Source organism: Pigmentiphaga sp. H8, from assembly GCF_003854895.1.
In the GTDB taxonomy this organism is placed as follows: domain Bacteria; phylum Pseudomonadota; class Gammaproteobacteria; order Burkholderiales; family Burkholderiaceae_B; genus Pigmentiphaga.
Map to the genome: position 1 here is coordinate 2700473 of NZ_CP033966.1, position 24402 is coordinate 2724874.

General features: G+C 68.8%; 20 protein-coding genes. 6 read left to right on the top strand and 14 right to left on the bottom strand.

What is annotated here, in order from left to right; genetic code table 11:
- Positions 1 to 30 precede the first annotated feature (30 nt).
- Genes EGT29_RS12865 through EGT29_RS12885 form a run of 5 tightly spaced genes read right to left on the bottom strand, consistent with a single transcriptional unit; the run spans position 31 to position 3890 of the window.
- On the bottom strand, positions 31 to 375 hold the full coding sequence (locus EGT29_RS12865) for a carboxymuconolactone decarboxylase family protein (protein ID WP_124689372.1): 345 nt from the start codon (positions 373 to 375) through the stop codon (positions 31 to 33).
- Positions 376 to 407: 32 nt separating this feature from the next.
- The gene (locus EGT29_RS12870) at positions 408 to 1379 is read right to left on the bottom strand and encodes a tripartite tricarboxylate transporter substrate binding protein (protein WP_124689373.1); all 972 of its coding nucleotides are present in this window, start codon (positions 1377 to 1379) and stop codon (positions 408 to 410) included.
- Between the two features lie 48 nt (positions 1380 to 1427).
- On the bottom strand, positions 1428 to 2168 hold the full coding sequence (locus EGT29_RS12875) for an enoyl-CoA hydratase/isomerase family protein (protein ID WP_124689374.1): 741 nt from the start codon (positions 2166 to 2168) through the stop codon (positions 1428 to 1430).
- Positions 2161 to 2676 (bottom strand): cysteine dioxygenase, encoded by a 516-nt coding sequence (locus EGT29_RS12880; protein ID WP_238160449.1) that lies wholly within the window; start codon positions 2674 to 2676, stop codon positions 2161 to 2163. The genes EGT29_RS12875 and EGT29_RS12880 overlap by 8 nt, the downstream gene beginning before the upstream one ends.
- 47 nt (positions 2677 to 2723) lie before the next feature.
- Positions 2724 to 3890 carry a CaiB/BaiF CoA-transferase family protein gene (locus EGT29_RS12885; RefSeq protein ID WP_124689376.1) on the bottom strand — a complete coding sequence of 389 codons (1167 nt, stop codon included), beginning with the start codon at positions 3888 to 3890 and terminating at the stop codon, positions 2724 to 2726.
- Positions 3891 to 3989: 99 nt separating this feature from the next.
- On the opposite strand from EGT29_RS12885, the gene EGT29_RS12890 reads away from it, so the two are divergent.
- On the top strand, positions 3990 to 4772 hold the full coding sequence (locus EGT29_RS12890; protein ID WP_124689377.1) for an IclR family transcriptional regulator: 783 nt from the start codon (positions 3990 to 3992) through the stop codon (positions 4770 to 4772).
- A gap of 18 nt (positions 4773 to 4790) precedes the next feature.
- Here EGT29_RS12890 and EGT29_RS12895 read toward each other — a convergent pair whose 3' ends face one another.
- The 3 genes from EGT29_RS12895 to EGT29_RS12905 all read right to left on the bottom strand — a co-directional run bounded on the left by EGT29_RS12895 (position 4791) and on the right by EGT29_RS12905 (position 9424).
- On the bottom strand, positions 4791 to 5660 hold the full coding sequence (locus EGT29_RS12895) for a hypothetical protein (RefSeq protein WP_124689378.1): 870 nt from the start codon (positions 5658 to 5660) through the stop codon (positions 4791 to 4793).
- 455 nt (positions 5661 to 6115) lie between these two features.
- On the bottom strand, positions 6116 to 8536 hold the full coding sequence (ligD, locus tag EGT29_RS12900) for a DNA ligase D (protein ID WP_124689379.1): 2421 nt from the start codon (positions 8534 to 8536) through the stop codon (positions 6116 to 6118).
- 21 nt (positions 8537 to 8557) lie between these two features.
- Positions 8558 to 9424, bottom strand: a complete 867-nt coding sequence (locus EGT29_RS12905) for a Ku protein (protein WP_124689380.1) — start codon at positions 9422 to 9424, stop codon at positions 8558 to 8560.
- Positions 9425 to 9594: 170 nt separating this feature from the next.
- Between EGT29_RS12905 and zapE the strand changes: the two genes are divergently transcribed.
- On the top strand, positions 9595 to 10689 hold the full coding sequence (gene zapE, locus EGT29_RS12910) for a cell division protein ZapE (RefSeq protein ID WP_124689381.1): 1095 nt from the start codon (positions 9595 to 9597) through the stop codon (positions 10687 to 10689).
- 15 nt (positions 10690 to 10704) lie between these two features.
- Here the strand turns inward: zapE and EGT29_RS12915 are convergent, their stop codons facing one another.
- From EGT29_RS12915 to EGT29_RS12930, 4 genes are read right to left on the bottom strand one after another with little or no spacing between them, the layout of a single operon-like run.
- Complete coding sequence (locus EGT29_RS12915; RefSeq protein WP_124689382.1) at positions 10705 to 11064, bottom strand: hypothetical protein; 360 nt, start codon at positions 11062 to 11064, stop codon at positions 10705 to 10707.
- Complete coding sequence (locus EGT29_RS12920) at positions 11061 to 12059, bottom strand: tripartite tricarboxylate transporter substrate binding protein (protein ID WP_124689383.1); 999 nt, start codon at positions 12057 to 12059, stop codon at positions 11061 to 11063. The genes EGT29_RS12915 and EGT29_RS12920 overlap by 4 nt, the downstream gene beginning before the upstream one ends.
- A 24-nt stretch (positions 12060 to 12083) precedes the next feature.
- Positions 12084 to 13844 carry a hydantoinase B/oxoprolinase family protein gene (locus tag EGT29_RS12925; protein ID WP_238160386.1) on the bottom strand — a complete coding sequence of 587 codons (1761 nt, stop codon included), beginning with the start codon at positions 13842 to 13844 and terminating at the stop codon, positions 12084 to 12086.
- Positions 13845 to 13846: 2 nt separating this feature from the next.
- Entirely contained in the window at positions 13847 to 15916 is a 2070-nt protein-coding gene (locus tag EGT29_RS12930) for a hydantoinase/oxoprolinase family protein (protein WP_124689384.1), read from the bottom strand.
- 159 nt (positions 15917 to 16075) lie between these two features.
- Between EGT29_RS12930 and EGT29_RS12935 the strand changes: the two genes are divergently transcribed.
- Positions 16076 to 16927, top strand: a complete 852-nt coding sequence (locus EGT29_RS12935) for an IclR family transcriptional regulator (RefSeq protein WP_124689385.1) — start codon at positions 16076 to 16078, stop codon at positions 16925 to 16927.
- A gap of 304 nt (positions 16928 to 17231) precedes the next feature.
- Here EGT29_RS12935 and EGT29_RS12940 read toward each other — a convergent pair whose 3' ends face one another.
- Complete coding sequence (locus EGT29_RS12940) at positions 17232 to 19601, bottom strand: Tex family protein (protein ID WP_124689386.1); 2370 nt, start codon at positions 19599 to 19601, stop codon at positions 17232 to 17234.
- Between the two features lie 55 nt (positions 19602 to 19656).
- Between EGT29_RS12940 and EGT29_RS12945 the strand changes: the two genes are divergently transcribed.
- From EGT29_RS12945 to EGT29_RS12955, 3 genes are read left to right on the top strand one after another with little or no spacing between them, the layout of a single operon-like run.
- On the top strand, positions 19657 to 20430 hold the full coding sequence (locus EGT29_RS12945; RefSeq protein WP_124689387.1) for a hypothetical protein: 774 nt from the start codon (positions 19657 to 19659) through the stop codon (positions 20428 to 20430).
- A complete protein-coding gene (locus tag EGT29_RS12950) occupies positions 20430 to 20633 on the top strand; it encodes a YdcH family protein (protein WP_124689388.1) in 204 nt (67 codons plus the stop codon). Before EGT29_RS12945 ends, EGT29_RS12950 begins: the two co-directional genes overlap by 1 nt.
- Positions 20630 to 22726, top strand: a complete 2097-nt coding sequence (locus EGT29_RS12955; RefSeq protein ID WP_370282983.1) for an ATP-dependent DNA helicase — start codon at positions 20630 to 20632, stop codon at positions 22724 to 22726. The genes EGT29_RS12950 and EGT29_RS12955 overlap by 4 nt, the downstream gene beginning before the upstream one ends.
- A gap of 5 nt (positions 22727 to 22731) precedes the next feature.
- Here the strand turns inward: EGT29_RS12955 and EGT29_RS12960 are convergent, their stop codons facing one another.
- A complete protein-coding gene (locus EGT29_RS12960) occupies positions 22732 to 24402 on the bottom strand; it encodes a hypothetical protein (RefSeq protein WP_124689389.1) in 1671 nt (556 codons plus the stop codon).

Genomic DNA, 24402 nt, shown 5'->3' on the forward strand with positions numbered 1-24402 from the left:
TGAATGGACGATGCGTGGCGGGAGCCGCTTTCACGCCGAGGCGTTCTGCTGGAAGGCTTCCATCGCATGCAGCGAATAGACGTAGGCCGCGCCGGCGTTCAGCGCGATGGCCGTTCCCAGCGCGTCGCTTACTTCGGCCTCGGTGGCGCCGGCCTTGACCGCCGCCGCGGCATGCGAGGAAATGCAGCCGTCGCAGCGCGTGGTGACGGCCACGGCCAGGGCGATCAGTTCGCGCGTCTTGGCATCCAGCGCGCCGTTGGTGCCCAGGGCGGCATTCAGGCCCCGATAGGCGTCCAGTACCTTGGGGTTGGTGTTGCCCAGCTTGCCGGACGACTGGCGCAGCGTGCCCAGCAGTTCCTTCCAGTTCTCGAACATGTGTTGCTCCTGTCTAAGGGGATGAGGGGACATCAATCGACTTTGGTGCCGGCGGCGCTGATCACCTTCTTCCAGAGGGCGATGTCGTCGGCAAGGAAAGAGGCGAAGAATTCCGGCGTGCTGTTCATGGGCTCCACGCCGGCCTGCATCAGCTGGGTGCGGAATTTCTCGTCGGCCAGCGCATCGTTCACCGCCTGGTTCAGGCGCTTGACGATGGCCGGCGGGGTGCCGGCCGGCGCGAGCAGGCCGTACCAGGCGGCCACGTCCATGCCTTGCACGCCGGATTCGGCCAGCGTGGGCACGTCGGGCACGGCCGCCGATCGCTTCGAGCTGGTCAGCCCGACGACCTTGACCTTGTCGCTGCCCATCAGCGCCGACATGGACGGGATGTTGATGAAGGTGAACTGGACTTCGCCCGTCTGCACGCCATTGATGGACGGCCCGGATCCCTTGTAGGGGACGTGCGTGGCCGAGATGCCGGTGCGCAGCTTGAACAGCTCGGCGGACAGGTGCTGGGTACTGCCGTGTCCCGACGAGGAGAAGTTCAGCGCCCCGGGATGCTGCTTGCCGTAGGCGATGAGCTGCTTGACGTCTTTCACCGGCAGCTTGCTGGACACCACGAGCAGGTTGGGGCTCTGGCCGAATACGGCGATGGGCGCGAAGCTCTTGATGGGGTCGTAGTCGAGCTTGGGAAACAGGCTGACGTTGATCGCCAGCGCCGAGGAACTCAGGAACAGCGTGTAGCCGTCGGGATCGGCCCGGGACACGTAGGTGGCGCCGATGTTCTGGCCCGCGCCCGGCCGGTTCTCGACGATCACCGATTGGCCGAGTTTTTCCCCCAGCTGCTGTGCGAGCAGGCGGGCCGTCATGTCGGTGCCGCCGCCGGGCGTGTAGCCGACCACGATCTTGACCGCGCGGCTCGGAAAGGCCGCGGTGTCGGCGGCCGCCTGGGACAACGGGCTCAGCAATACCAGTGCCGCGCCTGCGGCAAGACGATGAAACATGGAAGTCTCCTGTCGGGCGCCTCTGAGGACGCTTGTTGTGGAAGGGGGTTACTGCTGCCTGGCCGCGCGCACGCGCGCGGCGTACTGCTGGATGCGTTGCTTGAGCCCCGGCCGGGCCGCCGAGCGGGTCAGCAGGGCCAGGTCGAGATCGGCGGCCCGTGGATCCTGCATCGCCAGGTCGAGCAAGGCCTGGGTGCGGGCATCGGGGGTGTGCACGGAAGGCGCATCCAGGTTGTCCGCCGCGTCGATGCGCGCCTGGGCAAGGCCGCAGGCCAGGGCCTCGTCGGCGTCGATCCAGCGGCCGGACCGTATCCAGGCCTGGGCCGTGTCGCCGCCCACCAGCGTGGCCAGGCGGCGCGTGCCGAGCACGAGGCCGAAGCCGGCGGCGCCCGGGAAGGCGAACGAGGCGTTGCCGCGCATCAGGCGCCGGCGGCAGGCGGCGAAGAGATCGGCGCCGGCGCCGGCGACGCGGCCGTGGGCGATGGCGACCGTCTCGAAGGGCGCCTGGTGCACGGCCTGCAACAGCAATTCGATGCGGACGAAGCGCGCCAGCAGGGAGTCGTCGGTTTCCTCGTCCAGCGCGGAGAGGTCCATGCCGGTGCAGAAGTGGCGGCCCGCGCCCTCGATCACGAGACTGCGCACGTCGTCGCGGACGCAGGCGTCGACGGCCTGGGCCAGCGCGGCGACGAGGTCGGCCGACAGGGCGTTGCCGCAGGCCGGGCGGTCGAGCAGGATGCGGCGCACGCCCCGGCCGGCATCGGTCTCGATCTGGAGCACGGCCTCAGGCATTGGCGTATCCGGAAACGAAGGACTTGGCGGCGCCCGTTTCGGCGTCGTAGACATGGCGCGACTGCTTGCCGATGTCCGTGCCGTAGACGTGGATGCTGATCGAGACCCGGTCGTCGTAGGCATTGCGCACGAGATGGATGTCGCCGATGGACGGGGACACGCAGGTCGTTTGTCCGGGTTCGATGCGTTCTTCGGTGGAAGAAGGGATCAGGCGCCCATCCTCCCTGGCATAGGCGCGCGAGTATTCGGCGCCGCGCAGCATGCCGATCACGCCCCAGGTGCAATGGTCGTGGACGGGGGTGCGCTGTCCCGGACCCCAGACGAAGCTGACCACCGAGTAGCGGTCGGCGGGATCCCGGTGCAGCAGGTACTGCTGGTAGTGGACCGGGTGGGGACGCGAGCAGTCCTCGGGCAGCCAGTCGTCGTGGGCCACGAGCTCGCGCAGCAGCGCCGCGCAGGTCTCGACGGCGCGAGGCTCGTCCGGTGCGGCATCGAGCGCGGCGTCCATGCCCTGGACGAAGGCGGCCAGCCGGCCGGGAAGGGGGGTCGTGGCCGTCATGCCCGGGTCTCCTGGTTCAAGGTGCCGCGGATTTCATCGCCATGCTCGCCCAGCGCGGGCGGGGTGCGCCGTATCGGCGGCGATAGTCCGTCCAGCCGGACCGGCGACGCGAAGGTGCGCGTTTCGCGCCCGCCGGGCAGACGCAGTCCGCGCACCCAATCCATGTGTTCGACCTGGGGATCGGCCAGCGCCGAGGCATAGTCGTTGATGCGGGCATGGGGGACGCCGGCCTGCCGGAAGACGTCGATCCAATGATCCACGCCGTGCAGCGCGAAGCGGGTCTCCAGCAGGTCCTTCAGCGCCACCTGGTTGCGCGCCCGGTCCAGGATGGTGCCGAAGCGCGGGTCGTGCGCCAGTTCGGGCAGCTCGACGGCGCGCACCACCGCGCGCCACAGATTGTCGTTGCCGGCCGCGATCGCGAAATGGCCGTCCGCGGCGCGATAGGCCTGGTAGGGGGCGTTGCGGGGGTGGGCCGAGCCCAGTTTGCGCGGATTCACGCCGGTGCCGAAATATTCGCTGGTCTGCAGCGCGCCAATGGCGAGCGTGCAGCCGAACATGGGAATGTCCAGGTGCGCGCCACGGCCGGTCCGGACCGCCTTCAGCAACGACGAGGCCACGGTGAAGGCCGCGTACAGGCCCGACGAGAAGTCGGAGATCGGGACGCCGCACTTGACCGGCGCGTCCGAATCGCCGGTCACGCTCATCACGCCGGCGGCCGCCTGCATGGTCAGGTCGAAGCCGCCTTCCTGGGCGCGCGGACCGCTTTGTCCGTAGGCGGAGATCGAGCAATAGACCAGGGCCGGGTTGCGTGCCGACAGCGCGGCGTAGCCCAGCCCCAGGCGGTCCATGACGCCGGGCCGGTTGTTTTCGATCAGGACGTCGGCCCGGTCCACCAGCGACCGGGCGGTGGCGAGGTCGGCGGGATCCTTCAGGTCCAGCACCACCGAGCGCTTGTTGCGGTTCAACGAGGCGAAGTTCTCGCTGTATCCCTCGTTCAGCGGCGGCCAGGCGCGCATCGCGTCGCCCCCGGGCGCCTCCACCTTGACGACCTCGGCGCCCAGGTCGGCCAGCAGCATGCCGCAGAACGGGCCGGCCGCGATCGAGCAGAACTCGATGACGGTGATGCCGGCCAACGGCAGTTCGCGGGGTTCGATGTCGCTCATGAGGGCTATGTCTCCTTGTCGAGTTGGAGAGAGCTTATGGGCGTTCTCAGAAGAGGTACAACTGTTCTAGAATATGGAACAATCTAACGAGATACCGCCATGAACAACACCTTGCTCAAGGGGCTGGCCGTCATCGAATTGCTGGCGCGCAGCCAGGGCGCGATGGGGGTCACCGACATCGCGCGCGCGCTGGGCCTGCCCAAGAGCAACGCGCACCGGCTGTTGCAGGCGCTGGCCGGGCAGCGCTACGTGATCCGCCACGAAGGGGGTTCGTACAGCATCTCGATCAAGCTGTGGGAACTGGGTTCGGCGGCCTTGTCGGGGTTCGACCTGCGCCGCCATGCCGAAGGCGTCATGGACGCCCTCATGGACGCCACCGGCGAGTCCGTGCACCTGTCGGTCCTGGACCAGAAGGAGGTCGTCTACGTCCACAAGGTCGAAAGCCTGAATCCGGTCCGGGCCTATTCGCAGATAGGCGGGCGCGCGGCCGCCCACTGCGTGGCGACGGGCAAGGCGATGATCGCGTTTCGCACCCAGCAGTGGCTGGCGGCGATGTCCCAGGAGCTGACCGCCTACACGCCCCATACCATCGTCGATCCGGCCGCCTTCACGGCCGAGATGGCGCAGATCCGCAAGCGCGGCTATGCCGTCAATCGCTGCGAGTGGCGCGAGGCGGTCAGCGGCGTGGCGGCGCCGATACGCGACGGCATGGGCCACGTCATCGCGGCCATCGGCGTCTCCGGGCCCGACGCCAGGTTCAAGCCGCGACGGCTGCGCGAGTTCTCCGAGCGCGTGCTGCTGGCCGCCCGCGAGCTGTCGGAGGGACTGTCGGGCGGGCCGCATCACGGCCTGTCCCACGTGGCCAGCGCCTGGCGGCCCTAGCGTCCCCGCGTTCGGCGTTCAGCCGGCACTGCCGGCCCAGTGGCCGCTGATCAGGCCGTCCGGCCGCTGCCGGGCCTGGATGCGGGCGCTGTCGGCCCAGGCGTCGCGCCTGACCTGGAGTCCGGCATAGATGCCGTAGCCCGCGCCGCAACCGATGTCGCCCCCGGCCTCGACGCCTTCGCCGGCGCGGATCGCGCCCTGGGCCAGGATGTCGCCCAGGGCCTTGATGCCCCATGCCGACTCGATGTGATTGCCGGCCGTGACGTTGCCCCCGGCCAGGATGCCCTGGACGGCCACCAGGTCGTGCCCGGCGCTGATGTCGGTGCCCGCCTTGATGCCGCGGCCGCTGCGCAGCGCGTGGCCGGCCTGGATGCCGCCGTCGGCCTGGAGCATGAGCCCGGCCACGATGTCGCCGCCGGCCTGGATGTCCCACTTGGCGCGGCAGTGTCCGCCCGCGTCGAGCTGGGTGGCCGCTTCGATGCCCCAGCCGGCCGAGACGTCGCCGCCGGCCCGGATGTGGCCGCCGCTGGCCAGGTTGCCCGCCGCCTCGATGTCGCTGCCGGCCACGATGGCGGTGCCGGCCCGTATGCCGCCGCCGGTGCAGAGATGGCGGCCGGCGCGCACCAGGGTGTCGACATTGATGCCGCTGCGGACCTCGAGCGTGCCCGCGAACACGATGGCGTGGGCATCCACGGTATCCAGTCGCAGGACCGTGTCCACCGGCCCGAACTGGTCCAGCAGCCAGCACGCATCGTCGACCCGGCCGTCGGCCACCAGGGCATCCAGGATGGTTTGATAGTCTCCGTGTCCGTTATGGTCGCGGATGAACCAGCGGTAGCCGCCGGTGCAGGGGTTCTTGGCTTTGACGAATTGCTTGGTGAGTTCCATGGTGCCATCCAGGCTGAACGAACGAGCCGGCACGCGCGCGCGAAGGGCGGCGACGTGTCGAGGCGGTGCCGCGGCGCGGCCATGGGGGCGCGCGCCGGTCGGCGTCCGAAGGGGCGGGAGCGGCGCACGGCGCCGCGAGGCCTGGAGTTAGCCCGGTTTGGACCGGGCGTAGGCGCAACGGGCGGCGGCTTCCTGCGCGTCGAGGAAGGTGGCGCGCAGCGGCCTGGAGAATCCTGAAGGCGCGAAATCGCCGTGCATGGCCGTACCTGGCGCAAAGCACCATAGGCGCAGCCCCGTCGGCAGGGGGCCCGGCGGAATCAGGCGGGCGATCTGGGCGGACAACACGGTATCGTCGTGGCAAGGGTTCCGGCCATCCCGGGCCCGGCGGAGCGGGGAAGGATGGCCGACGCGCGGGATGCTACCAGTTATGGGGAATGCGTCAAGTCGGCGGCGTTTCAGGCGTCTTCGCCCGGATCGAAATCCAGGCGCCGCATGGCGTCCGCCAGCGAGATCCGCGACCGTTCGTAGTCGGCCCAGGGCGTGTTGCCCGTGGCCAGCCGGTCGCCCAGGGTGTGCAGCGTCCAATGGGCCGAACCCGACAAGTCGTCCAGTTCCTCCCAGGCCACCGGCACCGACACGGCCAGCCCCGGCCGGGCGCGCACCGACCAGGCCGATACCGTGGTGGCGCCGAAGCCGTTGCGCAGGTAGTCGATGAAGATCCTGCCGACCCGGTTCTTCGGCCCGCTCTTGGCCACGAAATGGCTGGGCAGGGTCTGCGCCAGGTGCTGGACGATGGCGCGCGAGAAGGCTTTGACGGTGTCCCAATCGTATTGCGGCCGCAGCGGCACGATGATGTGCATGCCCTTGCCGCCGCTGGTCTTCAGGAAGGCGGGCAGCCCCAGCTCTTGCAGGAAGGCATGCACGAGCTGAGTGCCTTCGCGGATGCGCGGCCAGTCCACGCCTTCGCCCGGGTCCAGGTCGAAGGTCATGCGGTCGGGCGTGCCGATGGCATCGTCCGTGCCGTTCCAGGTGTGCAGTTCGATGGTGTTCATCTGCGCCGCGGACAACAGGCCCTGCGGGTCGTCGATCTTCATCAGCGGCGGATGGCCGGGATCGATCTCGCGCGGCAGCCGGACCACGCCGGGCAGCGCGGCGCGGTCGGCATGCTTCTGGAAGAAGAGTTCCCCGCCCACCCCGTCGGGCGCCCGCACCAGAGCCACGGGCCGGTTCTTCAGGTGCGGCAGCAGCAAGGGGGCCATGGCCGCGTAGCACTGGACCAGTTGCAGCTTGGTGATGCCGCTCTGCTTGTCGATCACGCGTCCCGGATGCGTCACGCGGAAAGAGGCGGGCAGGCCGTTGCTTTGCATGGTGTCGGACTCCTTGGGCGGCGCGGCCGCCTGTTCGCGGGTGACGGCGCCGGCGGGCTTGTCCGTGCGCAGCCCGCGGAAGACGCCCTGGCGGATGTGGCCGCCGCCGGTCCATTCGGCGAAGGAAACCTCGGCCAGCAGTTCGGGACGCACCCAGTGCGCCTTGCCCAGCCCCTTCGTGTTGCGCTCGAACGGCGAGGCGGTCGCGGCCAGTTCGTCCAGGTGCTTCTTCAGGGACAGCAGGGTGCGCTGATCGAATCCCGAGCCGACGTTGCCCGCGTAGCGCAGCCGCCCGTCCTCGTCGTGCACGCCCAGCAGCAGCGAGCCCAGTCCCGCGCGCGAGCCCTGGGGATCGGTATAGCCGCCGATGACGAATTCCTGGCGGTTCTGGCACTTGAGCTTGATCCAGTCGGTGGAGCGGCCCGAGCGGTAGCCGCCGTCCTTGCGCTTGCCGATCACGCCTTCGAAGCCCAGTTGGCAGGCCGAGGCGACCAGGTCGCGCGGCGCGGCCTCGAACGCGTCGCTGAAACGCACGCGCGCCGGGTCGGCGTCTTCCAGCAGGCTGCGCAGCGTCGTGCGCCGTTCGGCCAGCGGCAGGCGGCGCAGGTCGCGGCCGGCGTAGAAAGGCAGATCGAACAGGTAGTAGACGGCATGGCGCGCGGAGCCCGTCTCGAAAGCGTTCTGCAAGGCCTGGAAGTCGGGGATGCCGTGGTCGTCGGGCACGATGATCTCGCCGTCCAGCCAGGCGTCGGCCAGGTTCATGGCCTCGATGGCGGCGCGCAGTTCCTCCAGCTTGCGCGTCCAGTCCTTGCCGGTGCGGGTGTACAGGCGCACCTGGCCGCCTTCGATGCGGGCCAGGATCCGGTAGCCGTCGAACTTCAGTTCGTATTGCCAGTGTTCGGGATCGGGCGGCGGCGCGTTCACCAGCGTCGCCAATTGCGGTTCCAGCGTGGCGGGCAGCCTGGCGTAGGCCGGCGCCGGGGCGGACGCTTCCTCGGCATCGGCCTCGGGACCGGTGACCGCGTAGTCGTCCTTTTCCTTGATCAACAGCCAGGCCGGCTGCTTCTCGGCCTTGCGCATCCGCACCAGCGCCCACTGGCCGTGCAGCTTGGCGCCGCGCAGCTCGAACTTGAGCTTGCCGGCCCGATAGCCCTTGCGCGGATCCTCGAGCGGAATCCAGGTCCCGGCATCCCAGATGGCGACGTCGCCGGCGCCATAGTGGCCCTCGGGGATGCGGCCTTCGAAGCTGCCGTAGGACAGCGGGTGGTCCTCGACCTGGACCGCCATGCGCTTGACGCCAGGATCCAGGCTTGGCCCCTTGGGCACGGCCCAGCTCTTGAGCGTGCCGTCGAGTTCCAGCCGGAAGTCGTAGTGCAGGCGCCGCGCCGCATGGCGCTGGACGACGAAGGACAGGGCGTGCGCGCCGGGCTTGCCCCCTTGGGCGGGTTCGGGCGTGTGGGCGAAATCGCGCTTGGCGCGGTAGGTCCGCAGGGCATCGTTCCTGGCCATGTCGGGCTCCGGTGGCCGAGGTCAGGCGCTGCGCCGGGACTTGCCGCCGCGGCCGTGCCCGCCGCCGGCGCCCGTGCCGCCCTTGTGCTTGTCCAGGCTGCGCTTGAGCAGTTCCGTCAGATCCACGATGTCGGCGGTGGGGCGGGCTTCCTCCATGGACTCGATGGAGGTGACGGCCTGGGTTTCATCGGCTTCGATCTTGGTCTGCACCAGTTGCAGGATCTTCTCCTTGAACTCGTCGTGGAACTGCTGCGGATCCCAATCGCCCGCCATGTCCTCGATCAACTGGACGGCCATCTTGATCTCGCGCGCCGAGATGCCTTCGGCGTGGCTGCCTTCCTCGGGCAGGTCGAGGTTTTCCCACGACCGGATCTCGTCGCCCCAGCGCAGCAGGTTCAGGACCAGGCCGGGCCCGGCGGGAATCAGCGCGGCCAGGTGCTGCTTGGTCTGGATGACCACGCGCGCCACGCCTATCCGCCCGGTCTTGAACAGCGCCTCGCGCAGCAGCGCGTAGACCTTGGCACCCTTGCCCAGGGGTGCCAGGTAATAGGGGCGTTCGAGATAGATGAACGGAATGGCGTCGGCCGCCACGAAGGTCTCGATCTCTATGGTTTGCGTGGACTCGGGATAGGCGGCGCGGATCTCGTCGTCGGACAGCACGACGTAGCGGCCGTCTTCATAAGCGATGCCCTTGACGATGTTCTCGCGCGCGATCTCGCGGCCGGTGCGCTTGTTGACGCGCTTGTAGCCCACCGGGTCCATGCTGCGCTTGTCCAGCCAGTCGAAGTCCAGGTCGTTTTCCTGGGTGGCGGTGTACAGCGCCACCGGAATGTGGACCAGGCCGAAACTGATGGCGCCTTTCCAGAGTGTGCGTGCCGTGGTGGCCATGGCCGTTCCCCTTGTGGTGCGGAATCGTCACGTCCAGCATATCCGAGCCCGGGGCCGGAGGCGGTGAAAATCCTGGGCGAACTGGTAGCAGAGTGTTATCGGGCGGCCCAGGGGCGCGGGGCAGGGCGTCCGCCCGCTGGACGTATACTTTCGTCTTTTGCCCGACCGTAATGAACGTCCGCGAATACTATGAACGAGCCCTGGCCGAGCGCGGGTTCGCCCCGGATTCGGCCCAGCGTGCCGCCATCGAGCGCCTGCAGCGCTATTACGATGATTGGGTGGAGTTCAAGTCGCTGCGTTCCAATGCCCTGAAGCGCCTGTTGAACCGGCCGGGCGTGCCGCGCGGCGTCTACATGTGGGGCGGCGTCGGGCGCGGCAAGAGCTTCCTGATGGACGCCTTCTATGCCACGGTGCCGGTCCAGCGCAAGACGCGGCTGCATTTCCACGAGTTCATGCGCGGCGTGCATCGCGAGCTGGACGAGGTCAAGGGCATGGCCGATCCGCTGGACGAGGTGGCGCGCCGCATCTCGCGCCGCTACCGGCTGATCTGCTTCGACGAGTTCCACGTCTCGGACGTGGCCGACGCCATGATCCTGTACCGGCTGCTGCTGGCGCTGTTCGCCAACGGGACGTCGTTCGTGATGACGTCCAACTACGAACCCTCGACGCTGTACCCCGACGGCCTGCATCGCGACCGCATCCTGCCGGCCATCGCGCTGATCCAGGAAAAAATGGACGTGATGAACGTCGATTCCGGCGTGGACTATCGCCGGCGGGCGCTGGAGCAGGTCGAGATCTACCACAATCCGCTGGGTCCGGAGGCGGACGAGGCGCTGGAGAAGGCCTTCGCCGCGCTGGCCGACACCCCGCCCATCGAGCCGCCGGTGCTGTCGGTCGAGAACCGGCAGATCAAGGCCCGCAAGCTGAGCGGGACGGTGGTGTGGTTCGACTTCGCGACGCTGTGCGGCGGGCCGCGGTCGCAGAACGACTACCTGGAACTGGCCAGCCGTTTCCACGCGGTGATCCTGTCGGACGTGCCCAGCATGGGACCGCGGCAGGCGTCCGAAGCCCGGCGCTTTACCTGGCTGGTGGACGTGTTCTACGACCACAAGATCAAGCTGATCATGTCGGCGGCCTGCGAGCCCGAGGAGCTTTACACCGAGGGTGCGCTGGCCAACGAGTTCCACCGGACGGTGTCGCGCTTGCTGGAGATGCAGTCCCGGGAATACCTGGATGCCGAGCGGCGGGAGACGGTGCTCTTGTAGCCGCCCGGAGCCGGTTCAATGTCCGGCTTCCAGTGATCCCAGCGAGGACTCGAGCCCGTCGAGCAGGTTGGCGGCGCTCTCGGGAAGCGCCGGGTCGCGGGCCAGCGACTGCAACAGCAGGAGCAGGCTGCCCGCCGTTGCCGCTTCATAGCCCGCATGCGCGAAATGCGGATCGAGCGACCCGTCGCGCGCATATTTCCCGTGCAGGAAATCGAGCAGGTCGATCTCGAAGTCGGCAACGGTGACGTTGCCGATGCCCATCACGCACGAGCACGGCCCGCCGCGCAGCGGCAGGTGGCGCTGCACCAGGCTTTGCCAGCGGCCGGCCAGGGCAACGGCCTTGAGCCGCGAGGAGGTGGCGCGCGGCGTGCTCACTCGAGCTTGATGCCGATTTTCTGCGTCAGGGCGCGGAATTTCTCGACCTCGGCTTTCCTGAAGTCGCCGTATCCGGCCGGAGTCGAGGGCAGCGGCACCTTCGCGGTTTCGGCGAAGGACTTGAGCAGGTCCGGGTCCTTCAGGATCTTCTGCACCGTGGCGTTGATCGCCGTGACGATGGCGGGAGGCGTGCCCGCCGGCGCTTCCAGTCCCACCCATGACGACAGCGCGAAACCCGGAATGGTCTCGGACATGGCGGGCACGTCGGGCAGGGCCGGGCTGCGATCGCGGGTCGTGACGGCCAGTGCCTTGACCTTGCCGGCCTGCACGCTGGGCAGCACCGAGGTGTCGCCGAACAGGTAATCGATCTGTTCTCCCAGCAGCGCGGTGAACGCCGGCGCCGTACCGGGGAAGGGGATGTGCGTGGCCTTGGCCCCCGTGGCCTGGTTCAGCATCTCGCCGGCCAGATGGGGCACGCTGGCTGGGCCCGACGAGCCGAAGTTCATGGAACTGCCCTTGCGCTGGAGCGCCGTCAGCAGGTCGGACAGGCTGCCGTACGGCGAGCGTTCGGGCACGGTCAGGATGAAGGGGCTGTCGGACAGCAGCGCCACGGGGGCCAGGTCCTTGAGATAGTCGTAGGGCAGTTGCTTGAACAGCGATGGCGCGATGGCGTGCTGGGTCACGCTGATCAGGAGCGTGTAGCCGTCGGGTTTGGCCCGCGCGACGTAGCTGGCGCCTATCGTGGTGCCTCCGCCGGCGCGCGATTCGACGACGACGGGCTGGTTCCATTCACGGCCCAGGTACTTGGCGACGGTGCGGGCAAGGATGTCGGCGCCGCCGCCCGGGGCGTAGGGAACGACCAGGATGACCGGCCGTGAGGGAAAGGCGTCGGCGGCCAGGGCCTGCGCCGGGCCGGCAGCCAGGACGGCGCAGGCCGCGGCGCCTATCGCGGCCATGCGGGCCGCTTGCAACGAATCGAGTCTTTCGGACGTCATGGTGTCTCCTCTGGGGTGGAACGGTCAGCCGCGGGCGTCTTGCCTGAGCCGCCGTGTTGCCGTGACGTCGATTCTGTCGTCGTCGATCACGACCTGGTAGATGTCACGCGCGTTGCCGGCGCTGACGTAGCCTTGCCGTACGTCGTCGAGCACGGACTCGGGATCTCTTTCGGCGGGCGGGCCGAAGCCGCCGCCGCCGCCCGCGCGCAGGTGCAGCGTGTCGCCGGCCTTGAGGCGTTCGTTGCGTATCTTGCCGGCCACGGTCTGGGGCTGGCCCGAGCCGTGGCGGGTCACGATGACCTCGTTGGGCAAGCCGGCGTGGCCGCCGTGCAGCCCCCAGGGCGCGCATTGCATGCGATCGGCCTGGACGTCGACGGACAGGGTCGAGCGCGCCCGGACGACGACCTCGGTGCCCAGCCCGCCCCGGTACTTGCCGGCGCCGCCGGAGTCGGGACGCAGGGCGTGGCGTTCGATCAGGATGGGGTACTTGGACTCGAGCTGTTCGCAGGGGCTGTTGTGGGTGTCGCCGTCGTTGGAACAGACCACGCCGCTCATGCCGTCGGCCGACTGCTTGGCGCCCCAGCCGCCGCCGGTCGGGCCGATGAAGCCGATGAAGAACTGGCCATCCGCCGGGGCGATGCCATGGAACATCGCGATCACGAGATCGGCGTGGTGCGCGGCGATGGTGCGGTCGGGAATCGCGCTGGCCAGCGCCTTGAAGATCGTGTCGACCACAGTCATGGGGAAGGTCATCCACTTGCGCATGGCCGCGGGCTTGATGGCGCTGACCACCGTTCCCTGCGGCACGATCACTTTCAGCGGCCGGAAGCTGCCCTCGTTGATGGGGTAGTCCGTGGGCGAGGTCAGGCACTTGTAGGCGACCTGCGCGCAGGAGTAGCCGGTGCTGGGGCCCGAGTTGAAGAAGCCGCGCACCTGGGGGCTGATGTCGGACAGATCGACGGTAAGCTCGTCGCCTTGCTTGATCACGCGCACCTTGATGGGCACGGGCCTGCCGATGTCCAGGCCGTCGTCGTCCATGAAGGACTCCGCTTCGTAGACGCCGTCGGGAATCGACAGCGTCCGCTGCCGGGCCGCGGCCTCGGACTGGTCCATGATGTTCAGGATGGCGCCCAGGACGGGCCCGCGGCCGTATCGCTCCAGCAGTTCGGAGAATCGCCGCGCGCCGGTGGTGACCGCCACGATCTGCGCGCGCAGGTCGCCCATCGCCCGTTCGGGCAGGCGGACGTTGGTGCGGATGATCTCGACCAGGTCCTCGTTGACGACGCCCGCTCGCTGGTATTTGAGCACCGGGATCTGGATCCCTTCGGCGTAGATGTCCGAAGTGACGCCGCCCAGCGCGCCACCGACGTCGGGCCAGTGCGCCATGCAGCAGGCCCAGGCCGTGAGCCGGCCGTCGAAGAAGATGGGTTGGCTGAAGGTGAAGTGGTTGAGGTGGCTGCCGGTGATGTAGGCGTCGTTGGTCACCAGGATGTCGCCGGGTTCGATGCCGTCGCTGCCGTACCGGTCCAGGTTGGCCTTGATCGTGTTGGCCATGCCGCGGATGAAGCTGGGAAGGCCGATGCCGATGGAGACGGTTTGTCCGTCGGCGGTGAACAGGCCCACGGTGAAGTCCAGCGCTTCATAGATGATCATGTTGTAGGCCGTGCGCATGAGGTTGGTCTTCATTTCCTCGGTCACGGCCAGAACGCCGTTGCGGACGATCTCGGTCAGGACGGCGTCCGGGCGCGGAATGTCCATGTCGGGCAGCGCGGAAGGGGCGGGCATGGTCAGCAGGCTCCAAGTTCGATGTGCAGGTTGCCGTAGGCGTCCACGGCAAGGCGGTCGCCGGGAAACACGACTGTGGTGGAGGCGTGTTCCTCGATCAGGGCGGGGCCGTCGATGCCGGCCCCCGCGGGCAGGGCGTCGCGATGGAACACCGGAGTCTCGACGTCGCGGGCCTCGGCCGAGAAATAGACGCGGCGATATCCCGCGCGCGCGGCTTCGATCGATCTGCCGGGGGAAGCGGAGAGCTCCTCCATGGGGGGCTTGGGCATGACGCCGGTGGTGGCGGCGCGCAGCGTCACGATCTCGACGGGTTCGCCGGGCGCGCAGGTGCCGTACCGCTGCTGGTGGACGAGATCGAACTGGGCCTTGATGGCGGGCTTGTCGCCGGATCGCAGCGCGGATTCGTCCAGATCGACCGTCACGGAATGCTCCTGTCCCACATAGCGCATGTCGGCGGAATAGGCGACGGTGGTCGACCGGGGCCGGACGGTGCTGCTTTCCAGGGCGGCGCGGCCTTGGCTGGCGAGTTGGTCGAGCTGCTCCATGACGTCGTCCAGGCCGACGTCGGCCAGCTTCGCGAAACTGGTGCGGACGTAGTCGTAGCGCAGATCGGAGTGCAGCATGCCGAAGGCGCAGAAATGGCCCGGCGCCCGGGGGATGATCACGTGACGCATGCCTATTTCGCGCGCCACGGCGGCGGCGTGCAAGGGACCGGCGCCACCGTAGGCGACCAGCGTGAACGAGGCGGCGTCCAGGCCGCGCTCCGTCGATACGCCCTTGACCGCGTAGGACATCTTCGTCGCCGCGATGCGCAGGATGCCTTCGGCCGCCTGTTGCACGTCCAGGCCCAGGGGCGAGGCGACGCGGGCGTCGATCGCCCGGCGGGCGGCATCGATGTCCAGCGGCATCTGTCCGCCCAGGAAGCGGTCGGCGCCCAGGCGGCCCAGGACCAGGTTGGCATCGGTGACGGTGGGGGCCTGGCCGCCGCGGCCATAGCAGGCCGGCCCCGGCGCCGCGCCGGCGCTGCGGGGGCCGACGCGCAGGGCGCCGCCATGGTCGAGTTCGGCGATGCTGCCGCCGCCCGTGCCGACCTCGAAGACATCCACCAGCGGGATCTGCACGGGCAAGCCTTCGTTGTAGCCGCCTACCAGGGCCAGGTTGCCGGTCAGGATGCGGCCGTCCAGGATGACGCCGGCCTTGGCCGTGGTGCCGCCCATGTCGAAGGCCACGGCATTGGCGATGCCCAGGCGGGCGCACAGCGCGTGGGTGCCGACGACGCCGGCAGCCGGCCCAGATTCCAGCATGCGCACGCATTGCTGCCGGGCCTGGTCGGGGACATACAGGCCGCCGGTCGACTGGACCAGCAGGAACGAGCCGGCGAAGCCCTGGGCTTGCAGATGGCCCTCGATTTCGCCGATGTAGCGGCTGACCGTGGGGCCGACATAGGCATTGGCGACAGCGGTCGAGCAGCGTTCGAACTCGCGGTACTCCTGCGACAGTTCGTGCGACGCGGTCACGAAGGCCTGGGGCAGGCGGGACTGCACGATGGCCTTGACCCGGGCCTCGTGGGCCGGATTGGCATAGCAATGCAGCAGCAGGATGGCAACGGCTTCGACGCCCTGGGCAACCAGGTCGTCGCAGATGCGATGCACCTGGGCCTCGTCAAGCGCGGCATGGACGGTGCCGTCGGCGGTCATGCGCTCGGCGACCTCGAAGCGCAGCGCGCGTTCGACCAGCGGGACATGCTTGGAGAAGAAGAGGTTGTAGGCATCAGGGCGGTTGATGCGGCCGATCTCGTAGATGTCGCGGAAGCCTTCCGTGATCAGCAGCGCCGTGCGCGCGCCCTTGCGCTCGAGCAGGGCGTTGATCGCCACCGTCGAGCCATGCAGGAATATCTCGGCATCCTCGAAGCGTGTGTCCGCCTGGCCGACGCCGCTGGCGATGCCTTCGACCAGATGGTCGGGGGTGCTCAGGGATTTGCCCAGCGACAGATTGCCGGTTCCGGCGTCGAAATAAGCCACGTCGGTGAAGGTGCCCCCGATGTCCGCGGCCAGCCTGCTGCCTGTTCTCATGAAATCCAGCCCTCGTGATGAATCGTTGTCTTTTTTATAAAGTAACCTAGGTTACCTGTAATCGTCAAAGAGATGGATATAAGAAATTAATTCCATTAAAATCAAAAACTTAATGGAGAGTAACTATGGTTTACATGAAAATTCGAACGGTTGCGAACCATGGATGAACCCCAGCAGGCACCGGCCCTTAACGACGCGGCGGACGCGGGCGAATCGGCCAAGGTCGAGCAGATCGCCGCCGTACAGCGCGCGTTCGAGGTCGTGGAGGCCCTGGCGGACGCCAGGGACGGGTTGTCGTTCACGGACATCGTCGGCCTGCTGGCGGTGAACAAGGCCATCGCCTTCAAGCTGCTCAACACGCTCGTCGCCTGCCGCTATGTCTTCCGCGATCCCGCGTCCGGGCGGTATTGCCTGACGTTCAAGCTCAGCAACCTGGGCCTGCGGAAGATGTCCCGATCGCTGTTGCTGGACCAGAGCAATTCCATCCTGCGCGAACTGGCGGATGCCACCGGTGAGCTGATCCGGCTGGCCGTGGCCGAAGGCGACAGCATCACCTGGGTCTCTTCCATCCTGGCGCAAAGCCGGCTGTTGCAGCTCAATCCCAGCTATGGCTTCGAAGTGCGGCTGCACCTGCATGCGGCCGGCAAGGCCTGGTTGTCCACCATGAGCAGCGAGCGCGCGTTGGGGCTCGTGCTGCAACGCGGCCTGGAGCCCGCTACCGAGCATTCGCTCGCCACGGTCGAAGCGATCCTGGACGACCTGAAGCTGTCTGCCCAGCGGGGCTATTCGATTTCCTACGAAGAACATTCCCTGGGCGTGGGCGCGATCGGCGTACCCGTGATGGTGCGCCGGTTCGGCGACCACAAGGAATGCGTGGGCGTGGTGACGCTGGCGGCGCCGTGCGCCCGGATGAACCGCCAGGCGCTGGAGGACATCGCCCCGCGGGTCAAGGAAACGGTGGCGCGGCTTGCGGCGATCTGGCCGGTGGGGGACGGCCGCACTTACTCGTGATCTGACAAAAAATGCCCCCACGCTTGCCGCTACGCGGCGGCGCTGCCCCCCGAGGGGGTGCTTTTTGCCTTGGGGCGGCCCGGCGGCAAAAAATGCCCCCACGCTTGCCGCTACGCGGCGGCGCTGCCCCCCGAGGGGGTGCTTTTTTGCCTTGGGGCGGTCCGGCGGCAAAAAATGCCCCCACGCTTGCCGCTACGCGGCGGCGCTGCCCCCCGAGGGGTGCTTTTTTGCCTTGGGGCGGTCCGGCGGCAAAAAAAGGGGAAGCGTGTTCGCTTCCCCTTGGTGAGCCGTCTGGCGTTGCCGCCTACCGCTTCAGCTTCGCGAAGGCCGCGGCCATCGCGCTTTCTCCCGGCGGAGGCGAGCTCATGCCACGATCGCGCCCGCGACCGCCGCCTCCCGGGCGGCCGGCGCCGGCGCTACCGCCGTCGCCACGGCGCGCGGGGACCGAATCATCGTTCAGGCGCATGGTCAGCGCGATGCGCTGGCGCTGCAGGTCGACTTCCTGCACCTTGACCTTCACCGTCTGGCCGACCCGAACCACGTCGCGCGGATCCTTGACGAATTTCTCGGACAGCGCCGAGATGTGGACCAGGCCGTCCTGGTGGACGCCGATGTCGACGAAGGCGCCGAAGTTGGCGACGTTGGTGACCACGCCTTCCAGGATCATGCCCTGGCGCAGGTCGTTCAGCGTCTCCACGCCGTCCTGGAAGGTGGCGGTCTTGAACTCGGGGCGGGGATCGCGGCCGGGTTTTTCGAGTTCGCTGAAGATGTCCTGGACGGTGGGCAGGCCGAAGCGTTCATCGGTGAACTGCGCGGGCGAGACGCCCTTGAGCGCGGCGCGGTTGCCGATGACTTCGCGGATCTCGGTCTGGAGCTTGGCCAGGATGCGTTCGACCACCGGATAGGCTTCCGGGTGGACGGACGAGCAGTCGAGCGGGTTGTCGCCGTCGGCCACGCGCAGGAAGCCGGCGGCCTGTTCGAAGGCCTTGTCGCCGAAGCGCGGCACGTCCATGAGCTTCGCGCGCGAGGGGAAGGCGCCGTTCTGGTCGCGCCAGGACACGATGTTCTTGGCCAGCGCGGCGTTCAGGCCGGAGACGCGGGTCAGCAGCGGCGCCGAGGCGGTGTTCACGTCCACGCCCACGGCGTTCACGCAGTCCTCGACCACGCTGTCCAGCATGCGGGCCAGTTCGCGCTGGTTGACGTCGTGCTGGTACTGGCCGACGCCGATGGACTTGGGATCGATCTTGACCAGCTCGGCCAGCGGATCCTGCAGGCGGCGGGCGATGGAGACGGCGCCGCGCAGGCTGACGTCGAGATCGGGGAATTCGGTGGCGGCCAGTTCCGAGGCCGAATAGACGGACGCACCGGCCTCGGACACGACGATGCGGGTCAGGTTCAGGTCGGGGTAGCGCTTCATCAGGTCGGCGGCCAGCTTCTCGGTCTCGCGCGAGGCGGTGCCGTTGCCGATGGCGATGAGTTCGATCTGGTGGCGGCGGGCGATGCGGGCCAGGGTCTCGATCGAGCCGTCCCAGTCGCGGCGGGGCTCGTGCGGGTAGACGGTGGCGGTGTCCAGCAGCTTGCCGGTGCGGTCGATGGCGGCCACCTTGACGCCCGTGCGGATGCCGGGGTCCAGGCCCAGCACGGATTTCGGGCCGGCGGGCGCGGCCAGCAGCAGATCCTTCAGGTTCAGGGCGAAGACGCGGATGGCCTCGGCTTCGGCTTCTTCGCGCAGGCGGGCCAGGTTCTCGGTCTCGAACGAGGGCAGCAGCTTGACACGCCAGGTCCAGCGGCAGACTTCGCCCAGCCATTTCTGGCGCGGGCTGACGTCCAGGCCGAACACGCCGTCCAGGCCGACCAGCTTGGCGACGCGCGCCACGCAGGGATGCGGGAGCTGTTCTTCCAGTTCGGGTTCCAGGCCCAGGCGCAGTTCGAGCACGCCTTGCTGGCGGCCGCGCAGCATGGCCAGCACGCGGTGCGAGGGCAGGGTGCGCAGCGGTTCGTTGAAATCGAACCAGTCGCGGAAATTGGCGCCTTCGGCTTCCTTGCCCTCGGCCACCTTGGAGTAGACCAGGCCGGTGCTCCACAGGTAGCCGCGCAGGTTCTCCAGCACCTCGGCGTTCTCGGAGAAGCGCTCGGTCAGGATGTCGCGGGCGCCGTCCAGGGCGGCCTTGGCGTCGGCCACGCCGGCCTCGGCGTTGACGTAGGTGGCGGCGGCGGTTTGCGGATCGATGGCCGGATCGGCGAGAATGGCATCGGCCAGGGGCTCCAGGCCCGCTTCCCGGGCGATCTGGGCGCGGGTCCGGCGCTTGGGCTTGTACGGGGCGTAAAGATCTTCCAGGCGCTGCTTGGTGTCGGCGGTGGTCAGCGCGTCCTTGAGTTCCGGCGTCAGCTTGCCCTGCTGGTCGATCGAGGCCAGGATGGCCGCGCGGCGGGTTTCCATGTCGCGCAGGTATTCCAGCCGCACTTCCAGGTTGCGCAGGACGGTATCGTCCAGGCCGCCGGTCACTTCCTTCCGGTAGCGGGCGATGAACGGCACGGTCGCGCCGTCATCCAGGAGTTCCACCGCGGCGGAGACCTGCGCCGGGCGCGCGCCGAGTTCTTCGGCAAGCTGGGCGATAATGCGGGATTGGGCCTGGGTGTCGAGTGCCTCGCCCCGGTCGGTGACCATAGCCATCGAGTCCGTCCTACCTTGGAAAATGAAGCCGCGGATTTTGCCACAGTCTGAGAATATGTCCTTAATTGCTTTCCGCCCGGGCGTTACGCAATGTGTCGATGGCCCGCCGGCCACGGGCCGCTGGGCCGCCCGGCTGGCGCGCTGGCTGCTGCCCGCCGCCGTGACGCTTGCCGCCGTGCCGGCGTTGGCGGCCGGGGGGGACGAACAGTCCGTCCCGGCCCAGAACTACGCATCGAAAGAAGCGGCCCAGGCCGCCGCCGACGCCGCCAAGGCCGAGTCCGACCGCATCAAGCGGCAGTACGACGTCGAAGCGGCCGAGTGCATGCACAAGTTCTTCGCCAACCGCTGCGCCGAAAAGGCCAGGCTCGAGCGCAATGCCGGCGTGACGCGTACCGATGCGGAACGCCGCGCGGCCGAACTGTACATCCGGCGCGAAGAGGCCCGCGAGCGGCACGAGAAGCGCGATCGCGACAATGCCGAGCGCGACGCCAAGGCAACCGACCGCGCCGCACGCAAGGCGGAGGAAGCGGCCAGCCGTCCGCCGCCCAAGGCGGAACCGGCCCCGCCGCCGCGCCCGTCGGCCCCCGCCGCCGCGCCGGCGCCGCGTCCGCCCCGCGACGTGGACGACCCCGCCGTCCGTGCCCGCAACCGCGCCGAGTTCGAGCGCAAGCAGGCCGAGGCGCGCGAATATGCCGAGAAGCAGGCCCGCGATCGCCAGGAAGCCGAGGCCAAGCGCGCCCGGCGCCGGGCCGACCGCGAGGAAGAGGCCGAGCGCCTGAAGGCGCGGCAGCAGGAAGAGGGCGCCCCGGCGCCCGCCGGGAAGCCGTGATGGATGACAGGACCCAGGTGCTGACCGCGCGCATCGTCGAGTTGCAGCTCGAGCACCGCGACCTCGACGCCGCCATCGAGCGGTTGGCGGTCGATACCGGGGTGGACGAACTGCGCCTCAAGCGCATGAAGAAGCGCAAGCTCCAGCTCAAGGACCACATCGTGGCCTTGCAGATGCAACTGATTCCGGACATTCCTGCATGACGGCTTCGATCATGGACATCGGCGCCGACGTGGCCGCCGTGTTCGCTGCCGATGGTCCGCTGGCCGGCAAGCTCAAGGGCTACCGGCCCCGGATCCAGCAGATCGAACTGGCGCAGGCCATCGCGCAGGCCATCGGCGATCGCGGCACCCTCGTGGCCGAGGCCGGCACCGGGACCGGCAAGACCTTCGCCTATCTCGTGCCGGTGCTGATGCATGGCGGCAAGGTGCTGGTCTCGACCGGGACCAAGACGCTGCAGGACCAGTTGTTCGCCCGCGACCTGCCGGCCGTGCGGGATGCGCTGGGGCTGCCCGTCGTCATCGCGCTGCTCAAGGGGCGCTCCAACTACCTGTGCCACTATCACCTGGAACGCACCGTGGGCGACGGCCGGCTGGCCTCGCGCGCGGAGGTCGCGCAACTGCGCAAGATCGAGTCGTTCGCCAAGCACACCCGCAGCGGCGACAAGGCCGAGCTGGCCGAGGTGCCCGAGAACGCGGACATCTGGCACAAGGTCACGTCCACCCGCGACAACTGCCTGGGCTCGGACTGTCCGGCCTTCCGCGAGTGCTTCGTGATGCAGGCCCGCAAGCGCGCGGTCGAGGCCGACGTGGTGGTGGTGAACCATGCATTGTTCCTGGCCGACCTCGCGCTCAAGGACGAAGGCATCACCGACCTGCTGCCGGCCGCCGATACGGTGGTGTTCGACGAGGCCCACCAGTTGCCGGCCGCCGCCACGCGCTTCCTGGGCGAGTCGGTGTCGTCGCACCAGTTGCTGGACTTCGCGCGCGACGCCACGGTCGCCGGCCTGTCCCATGCGCGCGAAAGCGCGGACTGGCCGGTACTGGGGCAGGCCGTCGAACAGGCCACGCGCGAGCTTCGGCTGTCGTGCGCGGCGGTCGAGAAAATGCCGGGCCAGCGCAGCACCTTCGACACGCTGCCCAATCCCCGGGATTTCGGCAAGGCGGTGCAGCAGGTGATCGATACGGTCCACACCCTGGGCCGCATCCTGATGGCCGTGGGCGAACGCCATCCCGACCTGGACATGGTGGCCAAGCGCGGCCCGGACCTGATCGCGCGGCTGGCGCGCTGGACCGAGGCCCATGGCGTGCCGCCGGCGCATGCGGAACAGGCCGCCAAGCCGGCCGAATCCGCCTGGCCGGAACCGGCGCCGGCGTCGTCCTCCGAACCTTCCACCGAGCCGCCCGCGCAACGGGCGGACGACGGCTGGGTGCGCTGGGTGGAAACAGGCGCCAGCCACATCCGCCTGCATACGGCGCCCTTGTCCGTCGCGCAGGCGTTTTCGCAGTATCGGCCGGCGGGGCAGGCCTGGATACTGACCTCGGCCACCTTGTCGGTGCGCGAGGATTTCTCGCATTTCACGCGCCAGCTCGGCCTGTACGAGGCCACGACCGGCCGCTGGGAGTCGCCGTTCGACTACGGATCCAACGGCCGCTTGTTCGTGCCGCACGGCATCCCGGCGCCCCAGGATCCGCGCTTCACCGAAGGCTTCGTCGAGGCGCTGCTGCCCGTGCTGGCGGCCAGCCGGGGCTCGGCGCTGGTCCTATGCACGACCCTGCGCGCGGTGGACCGGGTGGCCGAGCTGCTGCAGGAAGCCTTCCGCGCGCGAGGGTGGGAATGGCCCCTGTTCAGACAGGGCGACCGTTCCCGCCGGGAACTGCTGGAACGCTTCCGCACCAGCGCGCACGCGGTGCTGGTGGGCAGCGCCAGTTTCTGGGAAGGCATAGACGTGCCGGGCGACGCGCTGACCCTGGTGGCCATCGACAAGCTGCCGTTCGCGCCGCCGGACGACCCGGTGCTGGACGCGCGCATCCGCGCCAGCCGCGAGCGGGGCGGCAATCCTTTCTTCGAATACCAGTTGCCCGAGGCTGCCATTGCGCTCAAGCAGGGAGCGGGGCGGCTGATCCGCACCGAAACCGACTGGGGCGTGCTGATGGTGGGCGACCGCCGGCTGGTCGAGAAGCCCTACGGCAAGCTGCTGTGGCGCGGCCTGCCGCCGTTCACGCGGACGCGCAACGTGGCGGACGTCGAAGCCTTCTACGCCGAGCGGGCCGAGGTGGTCTCGCCCGCGGCCTGAGGCCGCTAGCGGACGACCACCGACACGCTGGTCCGGGGCGGGACGGTAATGGTTTCCTCGTACACGTCGCGGATCGCGGGTCGAACGAACGGAAAGAAGCCGCGCGGCTGCAGGTACATCGGCACGCCCGCGGGCAGCCCGTAGTCCGCGTACAGCGAACCGTCCATCGGCACGAGTTCGTAGCCGGCGTCGCTTCTGGCGCCCAGCCCGAAGTTCGGCGGCGAGGCCGCCGGCAGCAGCGCGATGGCCGTGCCTATGCGGCGCAGCGTCGTCTGGACGCCGGGGCCGCCCACGTCGCGGATGGCCTTGTCCAGGATGCCCCAGGAATCCGGCGCGCCGGTCTCGTCCAGCAGCCGTCGATAAAGGGCCATGCCGTAGTGGCGCAGCAGGTAGGCGCCTAGGGTCGAGTTGATGTTGTAGCTGTCGCAGCGGTCCACGGCCAGGATGGGGATGGACAGGATGTCGCAGTTGAAGCCCTGGTCGCGCAGCCAGTAGCGGACGAAGAAATCCCGGTTCTCGTGGTGGCGGTTCAGTCCGGGCAGGTAGAGCGCGTCCTCGGCCATCAGCGCCATCAGTTCGACGAACCAGGATTGGTGGAAGTATTCCTGGCCCGGCTCCTGGGCGATGACCTGACGGTAGCGGGTGGCAAGGTGAGTCAGTTCATGGGCGAAGGTAGCCAGTTCGTCCAGCACCGGATTGTAGAAATTGTCGTCGGAGATGAAGACGACCAGCGCCTCGTTGCTGAGATTGTCCTCCGGCGGGCCGGCCGGGTCGTTCAGCCCGACGTCGTTCCAGTGCACCGTCCCGGCCGCCATCATGTCGCGGATGAAGGCCACGTGCAGGTCCTGATCAGGGGCAAGGGCCGGCAACCCGACGTCGGGATACGGCCCCCACGGCGGTCCGGACAGTGCAACGGTTCGATCGTAGACCGCGGTTTCTCCCTGGACCAGGTCGCGGATGAAACCGTCCAGCATCCCGTCCGTCACGCTGCCCGCCGCCTGGGTTTGCGCATCGACCCAGACGTGGATGCCGCGCCCGTCGCGGGCCACGGCCTGGCGGACCAGGGTCGAGCGGCGGAACGCGTCCTCCTCCGTGCCCATCCCGTATCCGGACACCCGCCAGGTGCGCACGTCTCCGAGCCGGGGCGCGGGGGCGGCCGCGCGCGGCGCGATGATCCTGGCCGAGGGCGAGGGCTTGCGGCTTTTCAACCCTTGCATCGGATCGGCCGCCATCGGCGGCAGATCGGGCCGCCGATGGCGGCGCGGGCCTTCGGTCCTGGCCGCGTCCGCGCCGGCCGGGGCCGCCAGCCTGGCGGCGGCGGCTGCCAGAGGATAGGGCGATCGCAGGTACAGCTCCAGCGCGGGCAGGCGCTGCGGCGTGTTCCCATGGTTGGTGTAGATCAGTTGCACGTCCTTGCCGGCCAGGCCTGCCAGCCTGATGGGCAGCGCGACCCGCTCGTCGCCGGTGTTGGTGTACTGCCAGATGCCGATGCCCGAGCTCGCGTAGCGGTGGGCATCGATGGCGCCACAGCGGGGGCCGCCGCAATCGACCTCGAGTTGCGGGCCGGCCGAAGGGGGCTCCGGCGGCGCGGCGGGCTCGCTATCGCCGCCGCATCCCGACAGAAGGATCAGGCCGGCGGCCGACAGCAAGGCAAGCACGCGCATGGCGAGGCTCAT